This window comes from Streptomyces sp. WELS2 (assembly GCF_013870595.1).
Classification (GTDB): domain Bacteria; phylum Actinomycetota; class Actinomycetes; order Streptomycetales; family Streptomycetaceae; genus Streptomyces.
On record NZ_JACBWZ010000037.1, the window covers coordinates 1 to 20,453 of the forward strand.

Below are 20,453 nucleotides of genomic sequence, written 5' to 3' on the forward strand. Positions count from 1 at the left end.
GGACGGCACGGTCAAGGGCCGCCGCGACGGCGACGCCGCCTCATCGACCCGCTGCCCGAGATCGCCGCCCTGTGCGCCGCCCACGGCGCCCGGCTGCACATCGACGCGGCCTACGGCGGCGGCCTGCTGTTCAGCGACCGGCACCGCCACCTGCTCACCGGGCTCGACACCGCCCACACCGTCACCCTCGACCTGCACAAACTCGGCTGGCAGCCGGCCGCCGCCGGACTGCTCGCCGTGGCCCGCCCGGACGAACTGGCCACCCTCCACCAGCGCGCGGACTACCTGAACGCCGCCGACGACACCGAGGCCGGACTCCCCGACCTGCTCGGCCGCTCCCCGCGCACCACCCGCCGCCCCGACATCCTGAAGATCGCCGTCACCCTCAGAACCCTGGGCCGTAACGGCCTCGGCGCCCTGGTCGACCAGGTCTGCGCCCGCGCCCGCGAGTTCGCCGGCCTCATCGCCGCGCACCCCCGCTTCGAGCTCTACGACCACCCCGTCATCAGCACCGTCCTGTTCCGCCCCGCCGAAGCCGCCGACGACACCGTGGCCGCCGTCCGCCGCCGGCTCCTGCACGAAGGCCGGGCGGTGCTCGGCCGCGCCCGTCCCGACGGCCGGCTCTGGCTCAAGGCCACCGTCCTCAACCCCCGAAGCCGGCCGGACGACCTGGCCCGCCTGCTCGAACTCGTCGAAGGAAGCATCCCCGGATGACCCACCCCCCACGCCACGAGCCGACCTCCCCCCGTGACCTGGTCGGCATCGGCATCGGCCCCTGCAACCTCTCCCTCGCCGCCCTCGCCCACCCGCTCGCCGAACTCGACGCCGTCTTCTACGAACAGCGCCCCGGCTTCGACTGGCACCCCGGGCTGCTCATCGAGGGCGCCACCATCCAGGTGCCGTTCCTCGCCGACCTCGTCACCCTCGCCGACCCCACCAGCCCCTGGAGCTTCCTCAGCTACCTCAGAAGCCACGAACGCCTCTTCCCCTTCTACTTCGCCGAGCGCTTCCACATCCAGCGCGCCGAGTACGACGCCTACTGCCGCTGGGTCGCCGGGCAACTGCCCGGACTGCGCTTCTGCCACCAGGTCGACGCCGTCCGCTGGAACCCCGAACGGGACGTCTTCGAGGTCGACTTCACCCAGCTCGGCACCGACGGCGAGGCCGAGGCCCTGGGCCGCACGCACACCCGCAACATCGTCCTCGGCATCGGCACCGCCCCCTACGTGCCCGACCCCCTCCAGCCCCTGGTCGACGCCCCCGGCGTGCCCGTCCTGCACGCCGCCGACTACCTCGGCCACCGCGACGCCGTCCTCACCGCCGGACACGTCACCGTCGTCGGCTCCGGACAGTCCGGCGCCGAGGTCTTCCTCGACCTGCTGCGGCACCGCCCGGCCGGCCGGGAACGGCTGCACTGGATCGGCCGCACCGAGGCGTTCGCCCCCATGGAGTACTCCAAGCTCGGCCTGGAACACTTCACCCCCGACTACACCCGCTACTTCCACGCCCTCGCCGAACCCGTCCGCGACCGGCTGCTCGCCGCCCAGTGGCAGCTGTACAAGGGCATCGACGCCGGCACCCTCGCCGCCATCCACGACGAGCTGTACCGGCGCACCCTCGGCGGCGGCTGGCCCGACGCCGTCCTCACCCCCGGCGTGCGCGTCCGCACCGCCGGCCGGATCGCCACCAGCAGCATCGAACTCCACCTGGAACACCTCCAGCAGGGCACCCGCTCCCGGCTCACCACCGACGCCGTCGTCCTCGCCACGGGCTACCGCGAACGCCCCCTCGGCCGGCTCCTCGCCGGACTCGACCCCTACATCCGCCGCGACAGCAGCGAACGCCCCCGCGTGGACGAGGAGTTCCGCCTCGTCCTCGACCCCTCCGTCACCGGCTCGGTCTACGTCCAGAACGCCGAACTGCACACCCACGGCGTCGGCGCCCCCGACCTCGGCCTCGCCGCCTGGCGCAGCGCCACCATCCTCAACTCCCTCACCGGGAAGGAGACCTACCCGCTGCCCACCCGGACCGCCTTCACCTCCTTCGGCCTGGAGGACCCGGCGGACCGGGTGCCCCAGGCCCGGCAGCCGGGGCGCCTCACCCCGCTGATCGACGGACCCTGACCGGCCCGGCCCCCGGACAGACCCGCCGAACCGGGACCGGCGGGCCGGAACAAGCCCCCGCGGCACGGCGTTGGTGCCGTTCATGACCACGACCTGGATCGCCGCCCACCGTTCCCCCGTCATCCGCCCCGACGAGTCCTTCCACATCTTCGAACCACGCGGCTTCGCCGACCAGACCCTCAGACAGTCCCTGCGCCTGGCCGGAGGCGGCGAGGCGATACGGATCACCCTCGGCAACCGCTACGGCAAAGAGCCCCTCGAGATCGGCGGAGCACACCTGGCCACCCGCACCACCGGCCACGGCATCGACCCCGCCACCGGCGTCACCCTCACCTTCGACGGCGCCCCGACCGCCAAGATCCCGGCCGGCGGGGAACTCGTCAGCGACCCCGTCGAACGGCCCGTCACCGCCGGGCAGGAACTCACGGTCACCCTCTATCTGCCCGGTGACACCGGCCCGACCTCCTACTCGCTGATGCCCTACGACATCGCCCACGCCGCCCCCGGCGACCAGCACACCGCCGAACGCCTGCGGGACGCCGAGGAGGTGCCCACCGGCCACTTCGGGATCGGCGCCGACGTCCGCGCCCCCGAGGGCACCCGGATCGCCGTCGCCTTCGGCGACTCCTGGATCGAGGGCGCCGCCACCACACCCGGCCTCGACAACAGCTTCCCGGCCCAGCTCAGCCGCCGCCTCACCCGCGGCTGGATCGTCCGCCAGGGCATCTCCGGCAACCGGCTGCTCACCGACGAGGTCGGCGAACACCTGCTCGCCCGTGTCGACCGCGACGTCCTCGCCGTGCCCGGCGTGAGCCACGTCCTGATCCACATCGGCCTCAACGACCTCGGCATCCCCGGCCAGCTCGCCTACCCGGAACCGGCCGCCGTCCCCACCGCCGCCGACCTCGTCGCCGGACTCACCACGCTCGCCGAACGCCTGCACGCCGCCGGCCTCACCGCCCTCGCCTCCACCATCGGCCCCTACCGGGGCACGGTCTACGAGGGCTACGACACCGAAGCCGGCCAGGCCGTACGGCGCGAGGTCAACGCCTGGCTGCGCGGCGGCACCCACCCCTTCGACGCGGTGGTGGACGTCGCCGCCGCCGTCGCCGACCCGGCCGGACCCGAGCGGATCCGACCGGAGTTCGACAGCGGCGACGGCCTGCACGTGAACGACGCCGGCGCCAAGGCGATCGCCGACGCCGTCGACCTGTCCCTGCTGGACCTGTAGAACGAGGGAGCCCTAGAACACCGGCGTGCCGCCCCGCACCAGCTTCCAGTCCACCGACGCGAAGTCCTTCGGGTCCAGCACCCCCTTCGCGGTCACCCACTCCGCGATCCGGGTGCGGATCTCCGTCGACTCCGACCACAGCTCCTTGGCGGAGGCGACGTGCGGGAAGGCACCCCCGCCGTTGGCACGGTAGTTGTTCACCGCGAGCACGAACTGCCGGTCGTCGTCCAGCGGGGCCCCGCCGAAGGTCAGGTTCCTGATCCGCGACCCGGCCGGCTGGGCGATGTCGATGTCGTACGACAGCCCCGACACGTAGTCGTAGTTGTAGTCCGGACGCCCGCCGGCGTTGGTCAGCTTCTCCACGTCGACCACGGCACCCGGGGCCGTCTGGACGTAGTACTCCGCCGAGTACTCCAGGTAGGCGCGCAGCTGGGCACCCGTCAGCAACTTGGCGACCAGCGTGTTGTCGTAGACGTACAGGCTCGACAGGTCCCGGATCGTCACATCGCCCGCTGGGATCTCGGAGGTCCGGGAGAACGGCGAGGCCTGGGCGAGCACCGGCAGCGAGGCGTACTCGGTGCCCGCGAGCGCCGCCTTCACCACGTCCTCCTGGACCTTGGTGATCAGGTCGATGATCGGGGCGTCCTTGTAGCGGGCCTCGACCGTGGTCAGGGTCTCGGTCGCGCGGCCGACGACCTGGTTGACGTAGGCGACGACCTTCTCGTGCTGGCCGGTGAGCAGCCTGGTGATCTCCGGGTCGTCGGCGACGGTCCGGGAGTCCCGCAGGGACGCGGAGACCGACTCCACCTCCCAGCGGCCCTTGCGGAACTCCAGCTCGATGTCGAAGAGGGTGAGCCGCTCCGCGTAGCACAGCGGCTCCGACAGCACGACCGTCTTGCCGGTCTGCTCGTTGACGACCTTCAGCTCCGGGATCTCCACGTGCGCGTGACCGACCAGGATCGCGTCGATACCCGGCACCTGGCGGGCCACGTTCGCCGCCGCGTTCTCCACGTACGGCACCTGGTCGCCGTAGGAGGAGGTGCCCGACGTGCCCGAGTGGGCCGAGACCACGACCACGTCCGCGCCCATCGACCTCAGCTTCGGCACCCACTTCGCGGCCTGCTCCTCCAGCCCCGGGAACGCCAGCTTGCCCTGGACGTAGGCCTTGTCCCAGATCGCGATGCCCGGGTTGGTCAGACCGAGGACGGCGACCTTGACCGGCTTGGCGCCGGGCACGTGGAAGGTCTTCATGAAGTACGGCGGGAAGGCCGGCCGCAGCGACTTGGCGTCCACCGCGTTCGCGCCGAGCAGCGGGAAGTCCAGCTGGTCCTCGAACTTCCGCAGCGTCTCGATGCCGTAGTTGAACTCGTGGTTGCCGAGCGCCGCGGCGTCGTACCCGATCGCGTTCATCGCCCGCGCCATCGGATGCACCGGGCCGCCCTTGGCGGTGATCGGGTCCACCTTGGCGTAGTAGTAGGTCAGCGGGGTGCCCTGGATGGTGTCACCGGCGTCCAGCAGCAGCGTGTTGCACCGGCCCTTCTCCGCGCGCACCTGGTTCACCAGGGTGGCGATCCGGGCGAGCCCCATCGCGTTGCCCGCCTTGTCGGAGTACTCCGCGTCCTTGAAGTAGTCCCAGTTGAAGACGTGACCGTGCAGGTCGGTGGTGCCCATCACGGTCAGCGCGTACCGCTTCACGGGGTGCCCGGGCTTTCCGGGCCGCTGGTCCTGCGCCGCCTCGGCCGCCGGGGCCGCCGCCGCGCCGGCGATCGCCACACCCGCTCCCGTGACGGCGGACTTCTTCAGGAACTTCCGGCGGTTCAACGGCATTTCTCGGTCTCCTCGACGATGTGGACAACGCGCGTAGATTCTGACCTGGGCATGACCTACGGCAACAGGTCCGCAAGGTTGCGATCTGGTGACCCGTTGCCCGCGAGACCCCGCTCGTCAACCGGCCAGGCCGCACCGCATCCGCTCATCGGAGCAGCTGTCCGCACACTTCAACACTTGTCAAAAGCCCTTCGCCCAAAGGCCGTTGAGTAGTCATGCGGCGCCAATTCTCTACCCGCCGGTAAGCCATAGGCTCGACCCATGCGCCGAGCAAAGATCGTCTGCACACTGGGGCCCGCCACCGACTCCTACGACCGGATCAAGGCACTGGTCGAGGCCGGAATGGACGTCGCCCGGTTCAACCTCAGCCACGGCACGCACGCCGAGCACGAGGAGCGCTACCGGCGAGTGCGCAAAGCGGCCGACGAGACCGGCCGCAGCGTCGGAATCCTCGCCGACCTTCAAGGCCCGAAGATCCGGCTCGGCCGCTTCGCCGAAGGACCGGTACTCCTTGAACGCGGCGACACCTTCACCATCACCGTCGAGGACGGCGTCGAGGGCGACCGCCACCGGTGCGGCACCACCTACGCCGGCCTCGCCGCCGACGTCACCCCCGGCGAACGCGTCCTCGTGGACGACGGCAAGGTGTGCCTGGAGGTCACCGGGGTCGACGGCCCCCGTGTGCACACCCGGGTGGCCGAGGGCGGTGTCGTCTCCGACCACAAGGGACTGAACCTCCCCGGCGTGGCCGTCTCCGTCCCCGCCCTGTCCGAGAAGGACGAGGACGACCTGCGCTGGGCGCTGCGCACCGGCTTCGACCTGGTCGCCCTCTCCTTCGTCCGCAGCGGCGACGACGCCGTGGACGTGCACCGGATCATGGCCGAGGAGGGCCGCCGCCTCCCGCTCATCGCCAAGATCGAGAAACCGCAGGCGGTACGGAACCTCGAGGGCATCGTGGCCGCCTTCGACGGGCTCATGGTCGCGCGCGGCGACCTCGGTGTGGAGATGCCGCTGGAGCAGGTGCCGATCGTCCAGAAGCGCGCCGTCGCGCTCGCCCGGCGCAACGCCAAGCCGGTGATCGTCGCCACCCAGATGCTGGACTCCATGATCGAGAACTCCCGGCCCACCCGTGCCGAGGCCTCCGACGTCGCCAACGCGGTCCTGGACGGTACGGACGCGGTGATGCTCTCCGGCGAGACCAGCGTCGGCAAGTACCCGGTCGAGACCGTGCGCACCATGGCGAAGATCGTCGCGGCGGCCGAGGAGGACATGCTGGCCAAGGGGCTGCCGCCGCTGACCGAACGGAACAAGCCGCGCACCCAGGGCGGCGCGGTCGCCCGGGCCGCCGCCGACATGGGCGACTTCCTCGGCGCGAGGTTCCTGGTCGCGTTCACCCAGTCCGGGGACACCGCCCGCCGGCTCTCCCGCTACCGCTCGCCGATCCCGCTGCTCGCCTTCACCCCCGAACCGGCCACCCGCTCCCAGCTCAGCCTCACCTGGGGCACCGAGACCTACCTCGGCCCGCACGTGGACTCCACGGACGCCATGGTCGACCAGGTCGACGAACTGCTCCTCAAGTACGGCCGCTGCCGGAGGGGCGACATGGTGGTGATCACCGCGGGCTCCCCGCCCGGGGTCTCCGGCTCCACCAACATGGTCCGGGTCCACCACATCGGCGAGGACGACAGCCCGAAGTGACACCCGGTGTTCGTGACGACACACGACAGAAAGCGGAGGCTCACGACACGTGAGCCTCCGCTTCGAGTAGTGCCGGGTGCGGGACTCGAACCCGCAAGCCCTCTCAGGCAGAGGTTTTTGAGACCTCCGTGTATACCGTTCCACCAACCCGGCGGGCACTGCGCAGAGTGTACCGGGTCATCGAGGGCCGCCGCTGCTAGGTAGGCTCTTGAGAAGCAGTACCTGCCTGCCCTGGACCAAGGAGCCTCAGTGACCGCCCCCGAGTCGCCCCAGCCCGTAGACGTGCCCGACGACGACAAGTCGCACGTACCTCCGCTGACGACCCGCGTCGTCATCGCCGAGGACGAGGCCCTGATCCGGCTCGACCTGAAGGAGATGCTCGAGGAGGAGGGGTACACCGTCGTGGGCGAGGCCGGAGACGGTGAGCAGGCCGTCGAGCTGGCCCGCGAGCACAGGCCGGACCTGGTCATCCTGGACGTGAAGATGCCCAAGCTCGACGGCATCTCCGCGGCCGAGAAGATCGCCGAGGAGTCCATCGCGCCCGTCCTGATGCTCACCGCCTTCTCCCAGCGCGACCTGGTGGAGCGCGCCCGGGACGCCGGTGCCATGGCCTACCTGGTCAAGCCCTTCAGCAAGAGCGACGTCGTGCCGGCGATCGAGATGGCCGTCTCCCGGTTCGCCGAGCTGAGGGAGCTGGAGAAGGAGGTCGCCGACCTCAGCCAGCGGCTGGAGACCCGCAAGCTGGTCGACCGGGCGAAGTCCATCCTCCAGACCGAGTACGGCCTGACCGAGCCCGCCGCCTTCCGCTGGATCCAGAAGACCTCCATGGACCGCCGCATGTCGATGCAGCAGGTCGCCGAGGCGGTCATCGCGGACAACGAGGAGAAGAAGGCGGCCAAGAAGGGCTGAGCAGCAGCGCGTGACGAGGCCCGCGCCCCGGGAAGGGCGCGGGCCTCGCGTCGTGTCCGCGGGGCTCAGTCCTCGCCCAGGTACGCCTTGCGCACCGACTCGTCGTGCAGCAGGTCCTGCCCGGTGCCGGACAGCACGATCGAGCCGACCTCCATGACGTGCCCCTGGTCGGCGAGCGAGAGCGCCGCCTGGGCGTTCTGCTCGACCAGCAGGATCGTGGTGCCCCGCGCCTTCAGCTCGGCGATCGTCGCCATGATCTTCTGCATCATGATCGGCGACAGACCCATCGACGGTTCGTCCAGCATCAGCAGCTTCGGCTGGGACATCAGGGCGCGCCCCATCGCCAGCATCTGCTGTTCACCGCCGGAGAGGGTGCCGGCCGCCTGCTTGCGCCGCTCGCCCAGGATCGGGAAGAGATCGTAGGCGCGCTGGACGTCCTTCGCGATGCCCGCCTTGTCCTTGCGGAGGAAGGCGCCGAGCTGGAGGTTCTCGGCGATGGTCAGGCGCGGGAAGATGTGCCGGCCCTCGGGGGAGTGGGCGAGCCCGAGCGCCACGATCTTGTGCGCCGGGACGCCGTTCAGCGGTCTGCCGTCGAAGACGATCTTCCCCGAGCCGGGCTTCAGCAGGCCCGAGAGGGTCCGCAGGGTGGTCGTCTTGCCGGCGCCGTTGGTTCCGATGAGGGTGACGACCTGGCCGGCCTCGACGCTGAACGAGATGCCCTTGACGGCCTCGATCTTGCCGTAGGCGACCCTGAGGTCCTCGACCTCCAGCAGTGCGGTCACTGGGGCTCTCCCTTGAGGGTGCTGGTGCTCTCCGCGGCGGCGGACCCGGTGTCCGAGCCGGCCACGGCCTCGGCGGCCTCCACCTCCGCGGCCTCTGCCTCGCCCGGGTCGCCCTCGAAGGGCTCGCCCAGATAGGCGGCGACGACACGTTCGTCGGCCTGGACGACGTCGGAGCTGCCCTCGACCAGCTTCCGGCCCTGGACGAGGACGGCGACGCGGTCGCAGAGGTTGAAGATGAAGCGCATGTCGTGCTCGATGACGAGCACGGCGATGCCCTTGTCCCGGATGGCGAAGACCAGTTCCTCGGCGGCCCTGGTCTCCTGCGGGTTCATGCCGGCCGTCGGCTCGTCCAGCAGCAGCAGGCCCGGCTCGCTGGCCAGGGCCCGCGCGATCTCCAGCCGGCGCTGTTCGCCGTAGGGCAGGTTGCGCGCCAGGTGGTCGCGTTTGTGGGCGAGGCCGACGAACTCCAGGAGTTCCATCGAGCGTTCCTCGCTCGCCTGTTCGGCCTTGCGGAAGCCGGGTCCGCGCAGCAGGGCGGACCACAGGCCCTCCTTGGTGCGGGTGTGCCGGCCGACCAGGACGTTCTCCAGAACGGTCATGTTCGCGAAGAGCCTGATGTTCTGGAAGGTGCGTGCGATGCCCGCCTTCGTCACCAGATGAGGCTTGGGGGGCAGCACCGTGCCCCGGTAGGAGACGGTGCCCTCGGTGGGGACGTACAGGCCGGTGAGGCAGTTGAAGAAGGTCGTCTTCCCGGCGCCGTTGGGCCCGATCAGGCCCACGATCTCGCCGCTGCCCACGGTGAGGTCGACCTCGCGCACGGCGGTCAGGCCGCCGAACCGCATGGTGACTCCCCGGGCCTGGAGGACCGTGCCGGTGGCTGTGGTGGTCACGGGGTCACGCACCTGCCTTGGTGACGCCGACGGTGCTGTCGGGCAGCTCGGGTGAGTCGGGTATGTCCAGCTGGCCGGTCGCGTGGAACTCCAGCTGGCGGCGCCGGTTGGCGATGAGTCCCTCGGGGCGGAAGCGCATCAGGACGACGAGCGCGAGACCGAAGGCCAGCAGCTCGTACTGCTGGAGGAAGGTGAGCTTCTCCGGCAGGAGATAGAGCAGGGCCGCGCCGATGAGCGGTCCGCTCACGGTGCCCATGCCGCCGAGGACGACCGCGGCCAGCAGGAACGCGGAGTTGGGCGGTGTGGAGCCGGCGAACTGGTACGGGGTGGGTACGACGTTGTAGGTGACGTGCGCGCTGACGGTTCCGGCCAGGCCGGCCAGGGAGGCGCCGAGCGCGAACGCGACGAGCTTGACGCGGAAGCCGTTGACGCCCATGGCGACGGCGGCCGTCTCGTCCTCGCGGATCGCGATCCAGGCCCGGCCGATGCGCGAGTTGGCGGCCCGGGTGAAGACGAGCACCACCAGCGCCGTGATGAGCAGCATCAGGAAGAAGTAGTTGGCGAACCGGCCCAGGGTGGCCCCCGCGACGGTGTGCTGGTCGCCGAAGTCGAACCCGAGGATCCGCAGGTCGGGGATGGACGGGATGCCGTCGGGGCCGTTGGTGATGTCGGGTCCCGAGGTGCCGTCCATGTTGTTGACCGCGATGCGGAAGATCTCACCGAAGCCGATGGTGACGATGGCGAGGTAGTCACCGCGCAGGCGCAGCGTCGGCGCGCCGATGAGCACACCGAAGACCAGCGAGGCCGCCATGCCCACCAGGGCGGCGGCCCAGAACGGGAACTGGGTGCCGGCGAAGCGGGAGTACTCGGAGCCGGACACCAGGGCCGCGGCGTAGGCGCCGACACCGAGGAAGGCGACGTACCCCAGGTCGAGGAGGCCGGTGAGGCCGACCACGATGTTCAGGCCGAGGGCGACGGTGCCGAAGATGAGGATGTTCACGCCCAGGTTGGCGTTGTGGTCGTCGCTCTGGGTGAAGGGGAAGATCGCGGCGGCGACGAAGGCGGCCGTGGTGGCGAAGCCCTTGTGCTGTGCGCACAGGGCGGAGAACCGGTCGAGCAGTCCGGCGTGCGTGAGCGCCCAGGCCGCGAAGAGGACGAGGAGGCCGAACCCGATGAAGGTCTCGCTCTCGTCCGGGCTGATGCCGATGCCGTAGGTGAAGGCGAGGAGGCCGAGGGCGATGCCGGCGATGACGACCGCGTACGGGGTCCAGCCGGCCAGCGGCCGGGCGGGGGCGGGCCGCTCCGGCTTGGTGAAGTAGTCCCGTGCGCCGCTGCCCGGCCGGGGCAGGGCGAGCGCGCCGAGCACCGGGAGCGCCGAGGCGACGACGGCGACGTAGCCGCCCGGGTCCAGGTTGACCAGGCCGCCGAGGTCGACGGCGATGGCGAGGGCGGTGTACCAGCAGACCGCGAACCCGGAGAGCGCGATGAACAGGAGGGGCGTCGTGGCGCCCGCGGGGTTGAGCCAGCGCAGGCCGCGCACGTTCCACAGGGTGAGCGAGAACAGCAGGGTGAGCAGACCGGCGACGAGGGCGATCACCTGGAGCCCCGCGGGGTAGCCGTATACGGTCAGGTCGCCGGGGAAGTCGGGCGTCCAGGTCCACGACATGAACGTGCTGGCGATGGTCGCGACGGCACCGGCGGCGATGAGGAGCCGGGCGGCGGAGCGGGGGAGCGGGATCGGCGGGGTGGTGTGGGTGGTGTCGGCCATGGGGATCACGCCCTGTCCGCGACGCGCTCGCCGAGCAGGCCCTGGGGCCGCAGCAGCAGGACCAGGATGAGCAGCACGAACGCCCAGACGGAGGCCCAGCCTTGACCGCCGAGCTGTTCCATACCGGGGATGTTGGCGATGTACGCGGTGGCCATCGCCTCGGCCAGGCCGAGGACGAGCCCGCCGAGCATGGCGCCGTAGACGTTCCCGATGCCGCCGAGGACGGCCGCGGTGAAGGCGTGCAGTCCGGCCTGGAAGCCCATGTCGTACTGGACGGAGCCGTACTTGAGGCCGAAGGCGACACCCGCGATGCCCGCGAACACACCGCCGATGGCGAACGCGGTGGCGATCATGCGGTTGGTGTCGATGCCCATGAGCCGCGCGGTGTCCGGGTCCTGCGCGGTGGCCTGCATCGCGCGTCCGGTGCGGGACGCGCGGACGAACAGCGCGAGCGCCGCCATGCAGAGGGGCGCGACGATGACGAGGAAGACGTCGCCGCTCTGGATGCGGACGGAACCGAGGTGGTACGGGCCGAAGGGCAGCTGCGGGAAGACGCGCGCGGACTTGGCGTCGGGGTACCAGTTGAAGACGGCCTGCTGAAGGGCGAGGGAGAGACCGATGGCGGTGATGAGGGGTGCGAGGACCGGTGCTCCTCGCAGCGGCCGGTAGGCGAACCGCTCCGCGCCCAGGGCGAAGAGGGTGGCGACGAGGACGCCGCCGAGCAGCATGGCGGGCAGCGCGATCCACATGGACGTGCCGTCCGGAAGGTACAGGTAGACCGTGAGCGCGCCGAAGCCGCCGGTCATGAATATCTCGCCGTGGGCGAAGTTGATGAGCTGGACGATGCCGTACACCATCGTGTAGCCGATGGCGATCAGCCCGTACATCGAGCCCAGGAACAGCCCGTTGGCCAGCTGTTGCGGCAGCGTGTTCACCGCGTGGCCTCCATGGATGGGAGCATGAACGGGATAGGGGCGGGGCCGCGCGGTGGAGATCGTCGTGCCCGCGCGGCCCCGGAGTGTGCCGGGTACCCGAGTGATCAGGAGTTCGGGTCGTAGGTACCGCTCTTGACGGGCTCCCACTTGCCGCTCTTGACCTGGTAGACGGTCAGCTGCTTGTTGGTGGTGTCGCCGTACTGGTCGAAGGAGATGTGGCCGGAGACTCCGTCGAAGTCGGAGTTCTGGACGGCGTCCACGATCTGCCGGCGGGCGTCGGAGGGTATCTTGCCGTCCTTGACGACCTTCTGGACGGCCTTGATGATCGCGGCCGCGGCGTCGTAGGCGTAGCCGCCGTAGGTGCCGTAGTCGCCGGGGTACTTCTTGTCCTTGTAGGTGGCGATGAAGTCCTTGGCGGCGGGCAGCGTGGTGACGGGCACGCCGACGGAGGTGACGAGGTCGCCCTCGGCGGAGGCGCCGGCGGTCTTGATGTAGGTGTCGGAGAACATGCCGTCGCCGCCGAACAGCGGGATCCTGGCGCCGGCGGCCTTGAGCTGCTTGGTGAGGATCTGCGACTCGTCGTACTGGCCGCCGTAGTAGAGGAGGTCGGCACCCGAGTTCTTGACCTTGGTGACCAGGGTCGCGAAGTCCTTGTCGCCGGTGTTGACGTGGTCGGTGCCGACGACCTTGCCGCCCGCCTTGGTGAAGTTGGCGGTGAACAGTCTGGCGAGGCCGGCGCCGTAGGTCTGCTTGTCGTCGACGACGTAGACCTTGCGCTTCTTCAGCGTCTTGTAGGTGTAGTCGGCCGCGAACCCGCCCTGGAGGGCGTCGGTGGTGGCGGTGCGGAAGTACGTCTTGTACGGCCGCTTCTTGCTTGTCTGCCAGTTCTTGCCCTGGGTCAGCTCCGGGGCGGTGTTGGACGGGGAGATCTGGACCAGGCCGGCCGTGGCGAAGACCTGCTGCATGGAGGTCGCCACACCCGAGTTGAGGGGGCCGATGACGCCGAGCACGTTCTTGTCGGAGACCAGGGAGGTGGCGTTCTGCTGGCCGTTGGCCGGGATCGCCTTGTCGTCCAGCGCCTTCACCTCGAAGGTGACCCCGGGCACGGTCTTGTTCTTGTTGGCGTCGTCGACGGCGATCTGGACACCGTACTGGATGCCCAGGCCGGTGGCTGAGTTCTGGCCGGTCAACGGGGCGTCCACGCCGATCACGACGGTCGTCTCCCCGCTGCTGCCTCCCTTGCTGTCGCGCGAACCGCAGGCCGTGAGCGTGAGTGCTCCGGCGGTGAGGAGCGAGGTGACGATCGTCAGAGAACGCTGTCGCACATTCAGTCCTTTCCGTAGCGGGACGTCCCCTGATCGGACGGTGTGGACCCCGCATCGGTACCGAACCCTCGGTTGGAGCCGGTGACTGGCGGCGACTCTAGGGCTGGGGTGTGCGTTCGGTCACCGCAGCCGGTGGGCTTGTGACTTTCTTGTTATGACATGAAGGGGTTCATTGGCCATAAGGGCTATTACCACTCCTTCGGAAGGCATTGCTCCGCAAGACTCAAGGGAAGGTTCGATCGCCCGCATGCTGAGACGGTGCACTTCGGTCCGGGTGCTGTCGTGCCCACACCCGGGATCGCACAAGGGCTTGGGCAATGTGTTCGCCCGGGGTCTCGCATATTGCAGGCGAGTTACGCAGCGTCACATCCGTGGATCCTGCGGCCGAAGTGCCTCACTGGGCGGGGGCGTGCCACCGGGAGCAGCTTTTACCTGCTCGTAACAAACCACCTGGTGTGGCCGCTGCCATCCGTGTATAAGAATGTGGTCGCCGAACACGCTGGTGCTGATCACGCTTGTTCGGAGCCACAACGGAGTGGCGGGGGGACTCCCGTTGTGTATACGACACCTATTTCTTCGGGCATTGCTTCGTTCTGTGCCCGACACTTCGCCGGCAGCGTACGGCCGTCCTCCCGCAACAGCCCATTGAGAAAGGACTGTGCCGTGAGTGATCGCCTTCTGGAACTGATCGGCAATGTCGTGGCCGATATCAACGAGCGACGGGACGAGAAGATCCCGACCGACGATCTGCTGAACGTCAGCCTGTACGGCGACTCCGGCGTGTTCGACTCGATGCACCTGGTCAACTTCCTGACCCTGGTCGAGGAGGCGATCGAGGACGAGTACGACGTCGAGGTCTCGCTGACCTCGGAGAAGGCTGTGTCGAGGCGGATCAGCCCGTTCAGCGGGGTCGGGAGGCTGATCGAGTTCATAGAGGAGGAGATGGCGCTGGCCGGTGCCGAGACCGGCCGCGGAAGCGCCGCCTGAGACAGCCGCCGACACGGCGGGGGAGGAGTGTCTCGTGCCGGTCACGGTACGAAAAGCGGTGGCGGATGATCTGCATCAGGTCTACCCATTGCTCAGGGACTCGACGCTGAATTCGTCGTGGATTCCCTTCGAGACGCGGAAGCGGATGTTCCAGCCCCAGTGGGGCGGTAACGAGGGCTATTACGGCTACGTCATGGAGGATGGCGACGAGGTTGTCGGTTTCCTCGGCACCCTCTTCACCGAACGGGACGTACAGGGACGGCGGCACAAATTCTGCGAGATCCACAGCTGGTTCGTGAAGGATCAGTACCGGAACGAGAGCATGAAGCTCTTCCTTCCGGTGATGTCCATCCGGAAGGCTACCCTCCTCAATTACACGCCCACCCGGACCGTCTACGACATCAGTAAAAAGTTCGGCTGGGAGGATCTGGAGACGCAGATCCTGCAGTTCCTTCCGGTGCCGACCCTGCGTACCTTGGGCGCCGGTTACCGGATCGAAGCCCGTAAGCAGGTGATCGTCCAGCATCTGGACGAGGCCGACCGGAAAATCTTCCTCGACCACGAGAACCTCGACTGCCGGCACTACCTGATCACCAGGCGCGGCAGCACCGAATACCTCTACGTCATCGTGAAGAAGCTCCGGCTGCACAAGTGGATTCCGTTCGGCCGGATCCTCTACGCCAGCAACAAGCCGATGCTGCTGGACGCCATCGACGGGCTGCGGATGCGGCTGTGCCGGCGCCTCGGGCTGGCCTTCGTCGTCATCGACCACGGGGAGCTGGCGGATCTCCTGCACCAGAGGGGGACCCCGGCCTTCACCCGCGTCGTCAAGCGCGAGGTGCCCTCGCAGTACAAGTCGAGGGACCTGAAGGCGGAGGACATCGGTCCGGCGCTGTACACCCTGCCCCTGCTCATCGGATACCGGCTGCACTGACAGATGATCATTCTGATTACCGGTACCCGCACCGGTGTGGGCAAGGCCCTTGCCGAACACTTCCTCGACCAGGGACACCAGGTCGTCGGCTGCAGCCGCAGACCCGCCGCCCTGGACCGTCCGGGCTACCGCCACCACGCGACCGATCTCACCGACCAGCGAGCGGTGAAGGCCATGTTCCGTGAGATACGGCGGGAGTTCGGCCATCTGGACGCCCTGGTGAACAACGCCGGCACGTCGAACATGAACCACTTCATGATGACGCCGGAGAAGGTCGCCCGGGACATCTTCGACCTCAACTTCTTCGCGGTGCTCAACTGCTGCAGGGAGGGGGCGAAGCTGCTCCAGAAGAGTCCCGAAGGGTCGTCGGCGATCCTCAACGTCTCCACCGTCGCGGTGCCCTGGGCGCTGGACGGCCAGCTGGTCTACTCGGCCAGCAAGGCCGCGGTGGAGCAGCTGACCCGGGTCATGAGCAAGGAGCTGTCCGGCTTCGGCATCCGGGTCAACGGCCTCGGCCTGCCTCCGGTGCGGACCGTGCTCACCCGGACGCTCCCCGAAGGGATGGTCGACTCCCTGATCGAACGGCAGGCGATCAAACGCATGTGCACGATGGCGGACATCGTCGGGCCCGTCGAGTTCCTGATCTCCCAGCGATCGGGGTTCGTCACCGGCGAGACGCTCTTCCTGGGCGGAGTCAACTGATGCGTACTCAACTGATGGACAAGCTCGAACACTTCGGTGACCGGCCGGCGGTGATCCACCGGGGTGTCACGCACTCCTACCGTGACCTGGCCGGTGAGATCCGGCGCGTGGAGGAGCGACTGGCCGCGGACGGGGTGCGGCCGCACGACGTCGTCGTGCTCAACGCGGACTTCTCCTTCCGCTCCATCGCCGCGCTCCTCGCGCTCTACCGCAACCGGAACATCGTGGTGCCGGTGGTGACCTTCACCGAGACGACCCTCGCCACGGTCACCGAGTCCTGTCATCCCCGGCACCTGCTCAAGCCCGACGGCGACGACGGTCGCGGCGGCCTCACCATCGAGGCCATGAGCGGCAGCGCGGACGGCGCCGCCGACGCCTACCGGCCCCTCGTGGAGGCCCAAGCGGCGGGCCTGGTCCTGCTGAGCAGCGGCAGCACCGGTGCCCCCAAGGCGATCCTGCACAACCTCGACTCCCTGGTGGAGGAGAAGGTCGGCACCGGCACCCGGGTGGGGGCCAAGGCGCCGAACATCCTGATGTTCCTCCTCTTCGACCACATCGGCGGCATCAACTCGCTGCTCGGCGTGGTGAAGGTGGGCGGCACCGCCGTGGTGCCCGAGCGGCGTACGCCGGACGAGATCTGCTCCCTGGTCGAGACGTACGGCATCCGGCTGCTGCCCACGAGCCCCACGTTCCTGAACCTCGTCCTCATCGGCGGCTACCACGAGAAGTTCGATCTCGGCAGCCTGCGACTGATCACCTACGGCACCGAACCCATGCCCGAGGAGCTGCTCCGGCGCGTCCACACGGCGCTCCCGCGCGTCAGGCTGCTCCAGACCTTCGGCACCAGCGAGACGGGCATCTCGACCACCACCAGCGAGTCGTCCAGCAGCACGTACTTCAAGATCTCCGACGAGAACGTGAGCTACCGCATCGTCGACGGAGAGCTCCAGCTCAAGAGCAGGACGCAGTTCATGGGGTACCTCAACTACCCCAGTGACTCGCTCACCGAGGACGGCTGGTTCCGCACCGGCGACCTGGTCGAGGAGAACGCGGACGGCTACCTCAAGGTCAGGGGCCGCGCCAAGGAGATCATCAACGTCGGCGGCGAGAAGGTCCTCCCGCTGGAGCTGGAGTCCCTGCTGCTGGGCAGCCCGCTGATCGACGACTGCGTGGTGTACGGCAGGCCCAACTCCATCACCGGGCAGTCGGTCTGCGTCGACATCAAGCCCAGCGGACCGCTCAGCCGGGCCGAGGCGCGCAAGCACGTCCACGCGTTCCTCGACGGCAAGGTCGAGCCGTTCAAGATCCCCACCAAGGTGCAGGTGGTCGAGGAACTCTCCGTCTCCGAGCGGTTCAAGAAGCGGAGGATCCTGCCATGAAGGACCTCGTCCTCATCGGCGCCGGCAAGTTCGCCCTGGAGGTCGCCCGGTACGTCGAGGACGTCACCGCCGCCGGCCCCCGGACGGGCTACCGCATCCGGCGGTACCTGTCGGTGGACGGCGACCCGGTCCACGCGCCGGCCGAACTCACCCGTCCGCTGGCGGACTTCGAGCCCGCGCCCGGCACTCACGTGGTGGTGGCCCTGTCGGACGTCGTCCAGCGCCGGCAGGTGATCGACGACTTCGTGGTCAAGCACGGCCTGGTGGCCGACAACATCGTCCACCCCTCCTCCCGCGTCGACCCCGCGGCGCTGCGCGGCACGGGCAACATCATCGGCCCGGACAACTACGTGGGCGTGAACACGACGTTCGGCGACTTCAACGTCGTCAACTACCGCAGCACCTTCGGGCATCACTCCCGGGTCGGGTCGAACAACTTCGTCGCACCCAACTTCCACTGCGGCAACAGCGTCGAGATCGGCGACGACAACTTCTTCGGGCTCAGCTGCACCGTCGCACCGGGTGTGGAGATCGGCGGCGACTGCCGCTTCCAGGCCGGGCTCAGCCTCTTCGAGAACGCCGCGAGCGGGTTCTCCTACATCGCGCCGAACCGCATCAAGTCCATCAAGTCCCTCTGAAAGACCCGAGGAGAGCAGTAGTGAAGCGAGCGAAGGTTTCCATCATCGGCGCGGGCCCCGCCGGCTGCGTCGCCGCCCTGACCCTGCAGAAGCTCGGCCATGACGTAGAGGTCTTCGAGCGCGACCACTTCCCGCGCTACCGTGTCGGCGAATCGTTTCTGCCCGGCACCCTGTCGATCCTCAACCGGCTCGGCCTGCAGGAGAAGATCGACGCTGCGGGCTTCGTGAAGAAGCCGTCGGCCACCTTCCTGTGGGGTCAGGACCAGGCGCCGTGGACGTTCTCGTTCAGCACGCCCCGTACCTCTCCCTGGGTCTTCGACCACGCCATCCAGGTCAAGCGCGAGGAGTTCGACCAGCTCCTGGTGGACGAGGTCCGTGAGCGCGGCATCACCGTCAACGAGGGCACCCCGGTCACGAACGTGGACATCTCCGCGCCGGACTCCGTCACCCTCACCGTGCGCCAGGGCGAGGAGTCCCGCACGGTCACCAGTGACTTCGTGATCGACGCGGGCGGCGCGAGCAGTCCGCTGGCCCGGCAGCTGAAGGTCCGGCGCTACGACGAGTTCTACAAGAACTTCGCGATCTGGTCGTACTTCAAAATGGCCGACCCGTTCACCGGCGACCTGAAGGGCACCACGTACTCGATCACCTTCGAGGACGGCTGGGTGTGGATGATCCCGGTCAAGGACGACCTGTACAGCGTCGGCCTGGTCGTGGACCGGTCCAAGGCGGCCGAGGTCAAGGAGCTGGGCCGGGACCGCTTCTACCGGGAGACCCTGGCCAAGGCCCGGCGGGCCACGGACATCCTGGGCGACGCCGAGATGGTGGACGAGGTGCGCATCGTCCACGACTGGTCGTACGAGTCCGAACTCTTCTCCCGCGACCGGTTCTTCCTCTGCGGTGACGCCGCCTGCTTCACCGACCCGCTGTTCTCCCAGGGAGTCCACCTCGCCAGCCAGTCCGCCGTCTCGGCCGCCGCCGCGATCGACCGGATCACGCAGCACGAGGGCGAACTCGAAGAGGTGCACGCCTGGTACAACCGCACCTACCGCGAGACCTACGAGCAGTACCACGAGTTCCTCGCCTCCTTCTACACCTTCGCCTCCTTCACCGAGCCGGAGTCCGAGTTCTGGACCAAGCGCCGGATCAGCGAGGCCGACGACGACCGGCTGAGCCGCAAGGCCTGGTTCGACCGTCTGGTGGCGATCGACCACGCGAACGACGACTGGTCCGTGGCCGACTTCCGGGACCGCGCCTCCACGATGATCGCCATCGGCCGGCACCAGCGTCAGGAACTGAGCGACGAGTTCTCCGACAACGAGCTGAACGCCGCCCGGGTCCGCTGGATCAGCCGGCTCACCAAGCAGCTCAACAGCATCAAGCGGCTGCAGTGGAACGGCACCGAGGTCCGGCTGAAGCCCTACTACAAGGTCGAGCCGACCAGCTTCCGGCTCGAGCCCAAGCAGGTGCTGGCCAACGAGCAGGGCCTGGACATGGTCAAGTGGCCACTGGAGGAGTCCCACCGTGAGGTCTTCGAGGCAGTGCTGAAGGAGACCGTCTCCTACAAGGACGTCATCCTGCAGCTCGGTGACCTCGACCGGAAGGATCTGGGCTCGCAGATCGTCATCCGGCTGATGGAGGCGGGGCTGCTCTCCGGGTTCGACAAGAACGACGAGCCCGTCTTCATCCAGGACCGCCTGCGCTTCGACGGCGTGGGCGTCGAGTACGAGGTGTGATCATGACACAGCAGCCGACATACGTGTTCCTCGCGGGGATCGGCAACTCCGGGCCCGACCACTGGCAGCGCCAGTGGTACGAACGGGAGGCCGGGAACAGCGTGTGGGTGGAGCACGACTCCTGGGACCGCCCCGTCCGCGACGCGTGGGTGAAGGACCTGACCGACACGCTCGCCACGGTGTCCGGCCCCAAGGTGTTCATCGCCCACAGCCTCGGCTGCACCCTGCTCGGCGAGTGGGCCCGCGACCAGGCCGGCCGGCTCGAGGAGGTGGCCGGCGCGTTCCTCGTCGCCGCCCCCGACCCCGGCGGGGAGAACTTCCCCGCCGACGCGGAGGGCTTCACGGCCGCCGCGTACGAGGCCGCACTCCCGTTCCCGGCCGTCGTGGTCACCAGCGAGGACGACCCGTACGGCACCGTCGAGCACGCCACCGAGGTCGCCGGGCGACTGACCGCGAACCTGGTGAACGTCGGGGCCAAGGGGCACATCAACGCCGCGTCGGGCCTCGGCGACTGGGCCGAGGGGTGGGACCTGTTCCGCCGGCACTTCACGGCCGGCTGAGCGCAGCGCACACGCCGGGACCCGCGTGA

18 protein-coding genes and 1 tRNA gene are annotated in these 20,453 nt (G+C 68.8%); 12 read left to right on the top strand and 7 right to left on the bottom strand.

The window, feature by feature from the left end; all coding sequences use genetic code 11:
* From H5J33_RS04290 to H5J33_RS38280, 3 genes are all read left to right on the top strand, one after another.
* Window positions 1–714: pyridoxal-dependent decarboxylase (locus H5J33_RS04290; protein WP_258564866.1), on the top strand; the 714-nt coding region annotated here is incomplete at its 5' end.
* Window positions 711–2,123: a lysine N(6)-hydroxylase/L-ornithine N(5)-oxygenase family protein gene (locus H5J33_RS04295; RefSeq protein ID WP_181793437.1), complete on the top strand. Its 1,413-nt coding sequence runs from the start codon at window positions 711–713 to the stop codon at window positions 2,121–2,123. The genes H5J33_RS04290 and H5J33_RS04295, both read left to right, overlap by 4 nt.
* Window positions 2,124–2,205: 82 nt before the next feature.
* Window positions 2,206–3,354 carry a GDSL-type esterase/lipase family protein gene (locus H5J33_RS38280; protein ID WP_181793438.1) on the top strand — a complete coding sequence of 383 codons (1,149 nt, stop codon included), beginning with the start codon at window positions 2,206–2,208 and terminating at the stop codon, window positions 3,352–3,354.
* 12 nt (window positions 3,355–3,366) lie between these two features.
* On the opposite strand, the gene H5J33_RS04305 is transcribed toward H5J33_RS38280, so the two are convergent.
* A complete protein-coding gene (locus tag H5J33_RS04305) occupies window positions 3,367–5,181 on the bottom strand; it encodes a bifunctional UDP-sugar hydrolase/5'-nucleotidase (RefSeq protein WP_181793439.1) in 1,815 nt (604 codons plus the stop codon).
* A gap of 261 nt (window positions 5,182–5,442) precedes the next feature.
* On the opposite strand from H5J33_RS04305, the gene pyk reads away from it, so the two are divergent.
* Window positions 5,443–6,879 (top strand): pyruvate kinase, encoded by a 1,437-nt coding sequence (pyk, locus tag H5J33_RS04310; protein WP_181793440.1) that lies wholly within the window; start codon window positions 5,443–5,445, stop codon window positions 6,877–6,879.
* A 70-nt stretch (window positions 6,880–6,949) separates the two neighbouring features.
* On the opposite strand, the gene H5J33_RS04315 is transcribed toward pyk, so the two are convergent.
* Window positions 6,950–7,032, bottom strand: a tRNA-Leu gene (locus H5J33_RS04315).
* A 96-nt stretch (window positions 7,033–7,128) separates the two neighbouring features.
* Here H5J33_RS04315 and H5J33_RS04320 point away from each other — a divergent pair.
* Complete coding sequence (locus tag H5J33_RS04320) at window positions 7,129–7,788, top strand: ANTAR domain-containing response regulator (RefSeq protein WP_181793441.1); 660 nt, start codon at window positions 7,129–7,131, stop codon at window positions 7,786–7,788.
* Between the two features lie 65 nt (window positions 7,789–7,853).
* Here the strand turns inward: H5J33_RS04320 and H5J33_RS04325 are convergent, their stop codons facing one another.
* From H5J33_RS04325 to H5J33_RS04345, 5 genes are all read right to left on the bottom strand, one after another.
* Window positions 7,854–8,570, bottom strand: coding sequence for an ABC transporter ATP-binding protein (locus H5J33_RS04325; RefSeq protein ID WP_181793442.1), 717 nt, complete (start codon window positions 8,568–8,570; stop codon window positions 7,854–7,856).
* Window positions 8,567–9,412 (bottom strand): ABC transporter ATP-binding protein, encoded by an 846-nt coding sequence (locus tag H5J33_RS04330; protein ID WP_181793452.1) that lies wholly within the window; start codon window positions 9,410–9,412, stop codon window positions 8,567–8,569. The genes H5J33_RS04325 and H5J33_RS04330 overlap by 4 nt, the downstream gene beginning before the upstream one ends.
* Window positions 9,413–9,464: 52 nt before the next feature.
* On the bottom strand, window positions 9,465–11,228 hold the full coding sequence (locus H5J33_RS04335) for a branched-chain amino acid ABC transporter permease (RefSeq protein ID WP_181793443.1): 1,764 nt from the start codon (window positions 11,226–11,228) through the stop codon (window positions 9,465–9,467).
* Window positions 11,229–11,233: 5 nt separating this feature from the next.
* On the bottom strand, window positions 11,234–12,163 hold the full coding sequence (locus H5J33_RS04340) for a branched-chain amino acid ABC transporter permease (protein WP_181793444.1): 930 nt from the start codon (window positions 12,161–12,163) through the stop codon (window positions 11,234–11,236).
* 104 nt (window positions 12,164–12,267) lie between these two features.
* Window positions 12,268–13,488 carry a branched-chain amino acid ABC transporter substrate-binding protein gene (locus H5J33_RS04345; protein WP_309485314.1) on the bottom strand — a complete coding sequence of 407 codons (1,221 nt, stop codon included), beginning with the start codon at window positions 13,486–13,488 and terminating at the stop codon, window positions 12,268–12,270.
* 663 nt (window positions 13,489–14,151) lie between these two features.
* On the opposite strand from H5J33_RS04345, the gene H5J33_RS04350 reads away from it, so the two are divergent.
* The 7 genes from H5J33_RS04350 to H5J33_RS04380 all read left to right on the top strand — a co-directional run bounded on the left by H5J33_RS04350 (window position 14,152) and on the right by H5J33_RS04380 (window position 20,424).
* Window positions 14,152–14,475: a hypothetical protein gene (locus H5J33_RS04350; protein ID WP_181793445.1), complete on the top strand. Its 324-nt coding sequence runs from the start codon at window positions 14,152–14,154 to the stop codon at window positions 14,473–14,475.
* A 145-nt stretch (window positions 14,476–14,620) separates the two neighbouring features.
* Window positions 14,621–15,409 carry a hypothetical protein gene (locus H5J33_RS04355; RefSeq protein ID WP_181793446.1) on the top strand — a complete coding sequence of 263 codons (789 nt, stop codon included), beginning with the start codon at window positions 14,621–14,623 and terminating at the stop codon, window positions 15,407–15,409.
* Between the two features lie 3 nt (window positions 15,410–15,412).
* Window positions 15,413–16,111: an SDR family NAD(P)-dependent oxidoreductase gene (locus tag H5J33_RS04360; protein ID WP_181793447.1), complete on the top strand. Its 699-nt coding sequence runs from the start codon at window positions 15,413–15,415 to the stop codon at window positions 16,109–16,111.
* Window positions 16,111–17,490, top strand: coding sequence for a fatty acid--CoA ligase family protein (locus tag H5J33_RS04365; RefSeq protein WP_181793448.1), 1,380 nt, complete (start codon window positions 16,111–16,113; stop codon window positions 17,488–17,490). The genes H5J33_RS04360 and H5J33_RS04365 overlap by 1 nt, the downstream gene beginning before the upstream one ends.
* Window positions 17,487–18,128 carry a hypothetical protein gene (locus H5J33_RS04370; RefSeq protein WP_181793449.1) on the top strand — a complete coding sequence of 214 codons (642 nt, stop codon included), beginning with the start codon at window positions 17,487–17,489 and terminating at the stop codon, window positions 18,126–18,128. Before H5J33_RS04365 ends, H5J33_RS04370 begins: the two co-directional genes overlap by 4 nt.
* A gap of 20 nt (window positions 18,129–18,148) precedes the next feature.
* Window positions 18,149–19,864, top strand: coding sequence for a chloramphenicol-biosynthetic FADH2-dependent halogenase CmlS (gene cmlS, locus H5J33_RS04375; protein WP_181793450.1), 1,716 nt, complete (start codon window positions 18,149–18,151; stop codon window positions 19,862–19,864).
* Between the two features lie 2 nt (window positions 19,865–19,866).
* Entirely contained in the window at window positions 19,867–20,424 is a 558-nt protein-coding gene (locus H5J33_RS04380; RefSeq protein ID WP_181793451.1) for an alpha/beta hydrolase, read from the top strand.
* The last annotated feature ends 29 nt before the right edge of the window (window positions 20,425–20,453 follow it).

What these genes read in the sequence shown, in the direction of transcription:
- H5J33_RS04295 (WP_181793437.1), top strand. Translation starts at nt 711, where the DNA reads ATGACCCACCCCCCACGCCACGAGCCGACCTCCCCCCGTGACCTGGTC.
- H5J33_RS38280 (WP_181793438.1), top strand. Translation starts at nt 2,206, where the DNA reads ATGACCACGACCTGGATCGCCGCCCACCGTTCCCCCGTCATCCGCCCC.
- H5J33_RS04305 (WP_181793439.1), bottom strand. Translation starts at nt 5,181, where the DNA reads ATGCCGTTGAACCGCCGGAAGTTCCTGAAGAAGTCCGCCGTCACGGGA.
- pyk (WP_181793440.1), top strand. Translation starts at nt 5,443, where the DNA reads ATGCGCCGAGCAAAGATCGTCTGCACACTGGGGCCCGCCACCGACTCC.
- H5J33_RS04330 (WP_181793452.1), bottom strand. Translation starts at nt 9,412, where the DNA reads ATGCGGTTCGGCGGCCTGACCGCCGTGCGCGAGGTCGACCTCACCGTG.
- H5J33_RS04335 (WP_181793443.1), bottom strand. Translation starts at nt 11,228, where the DNA reads ATGGCCGACACCACCCACACCACCCCGCCGATCCCGCTCCCCCGCTCC.
- H5J33_RS04355 (WP_181793446.1), top strand. Translation starts at nt 14,621, where the DNA reads ATGTTCCAGCCCCAGTGGGGCGGTAACGAGGGCTATTACGGCTACGTC.
- H5J33_RS04360 (WP_181793447.1), top strand. Translation starts at nt 15,413, where the DNA reads ATGATCATTCTGATTACCGGTACCCGCACCGGTGTGGGCAAGGCCCTT.
- H5J33_RS04365 (WP_181793448.1), top strand. Translation starts at nt 16,111, where the DNA reads ATGCGTACTCAACTGATGGACAAGCTCGAACACTTCGGTGACCGGCCG.
- H5J33_RS04370 (WP_181793449.1), top strand. Translation starts at nt 17,487, where the DNA reads ATGAAGGACCTCGTCCTCATCGGCGCCGGCAAGTTCGCCCTGGAGGTC.
- H5J33_RS04380 (WP_181793451.1), top strand. Translation starts at nt 19,867, where the DNA reads ATGACACAGCAGCCGACATACGTGTTCCTCGCGGGGATCGGCAACTCC.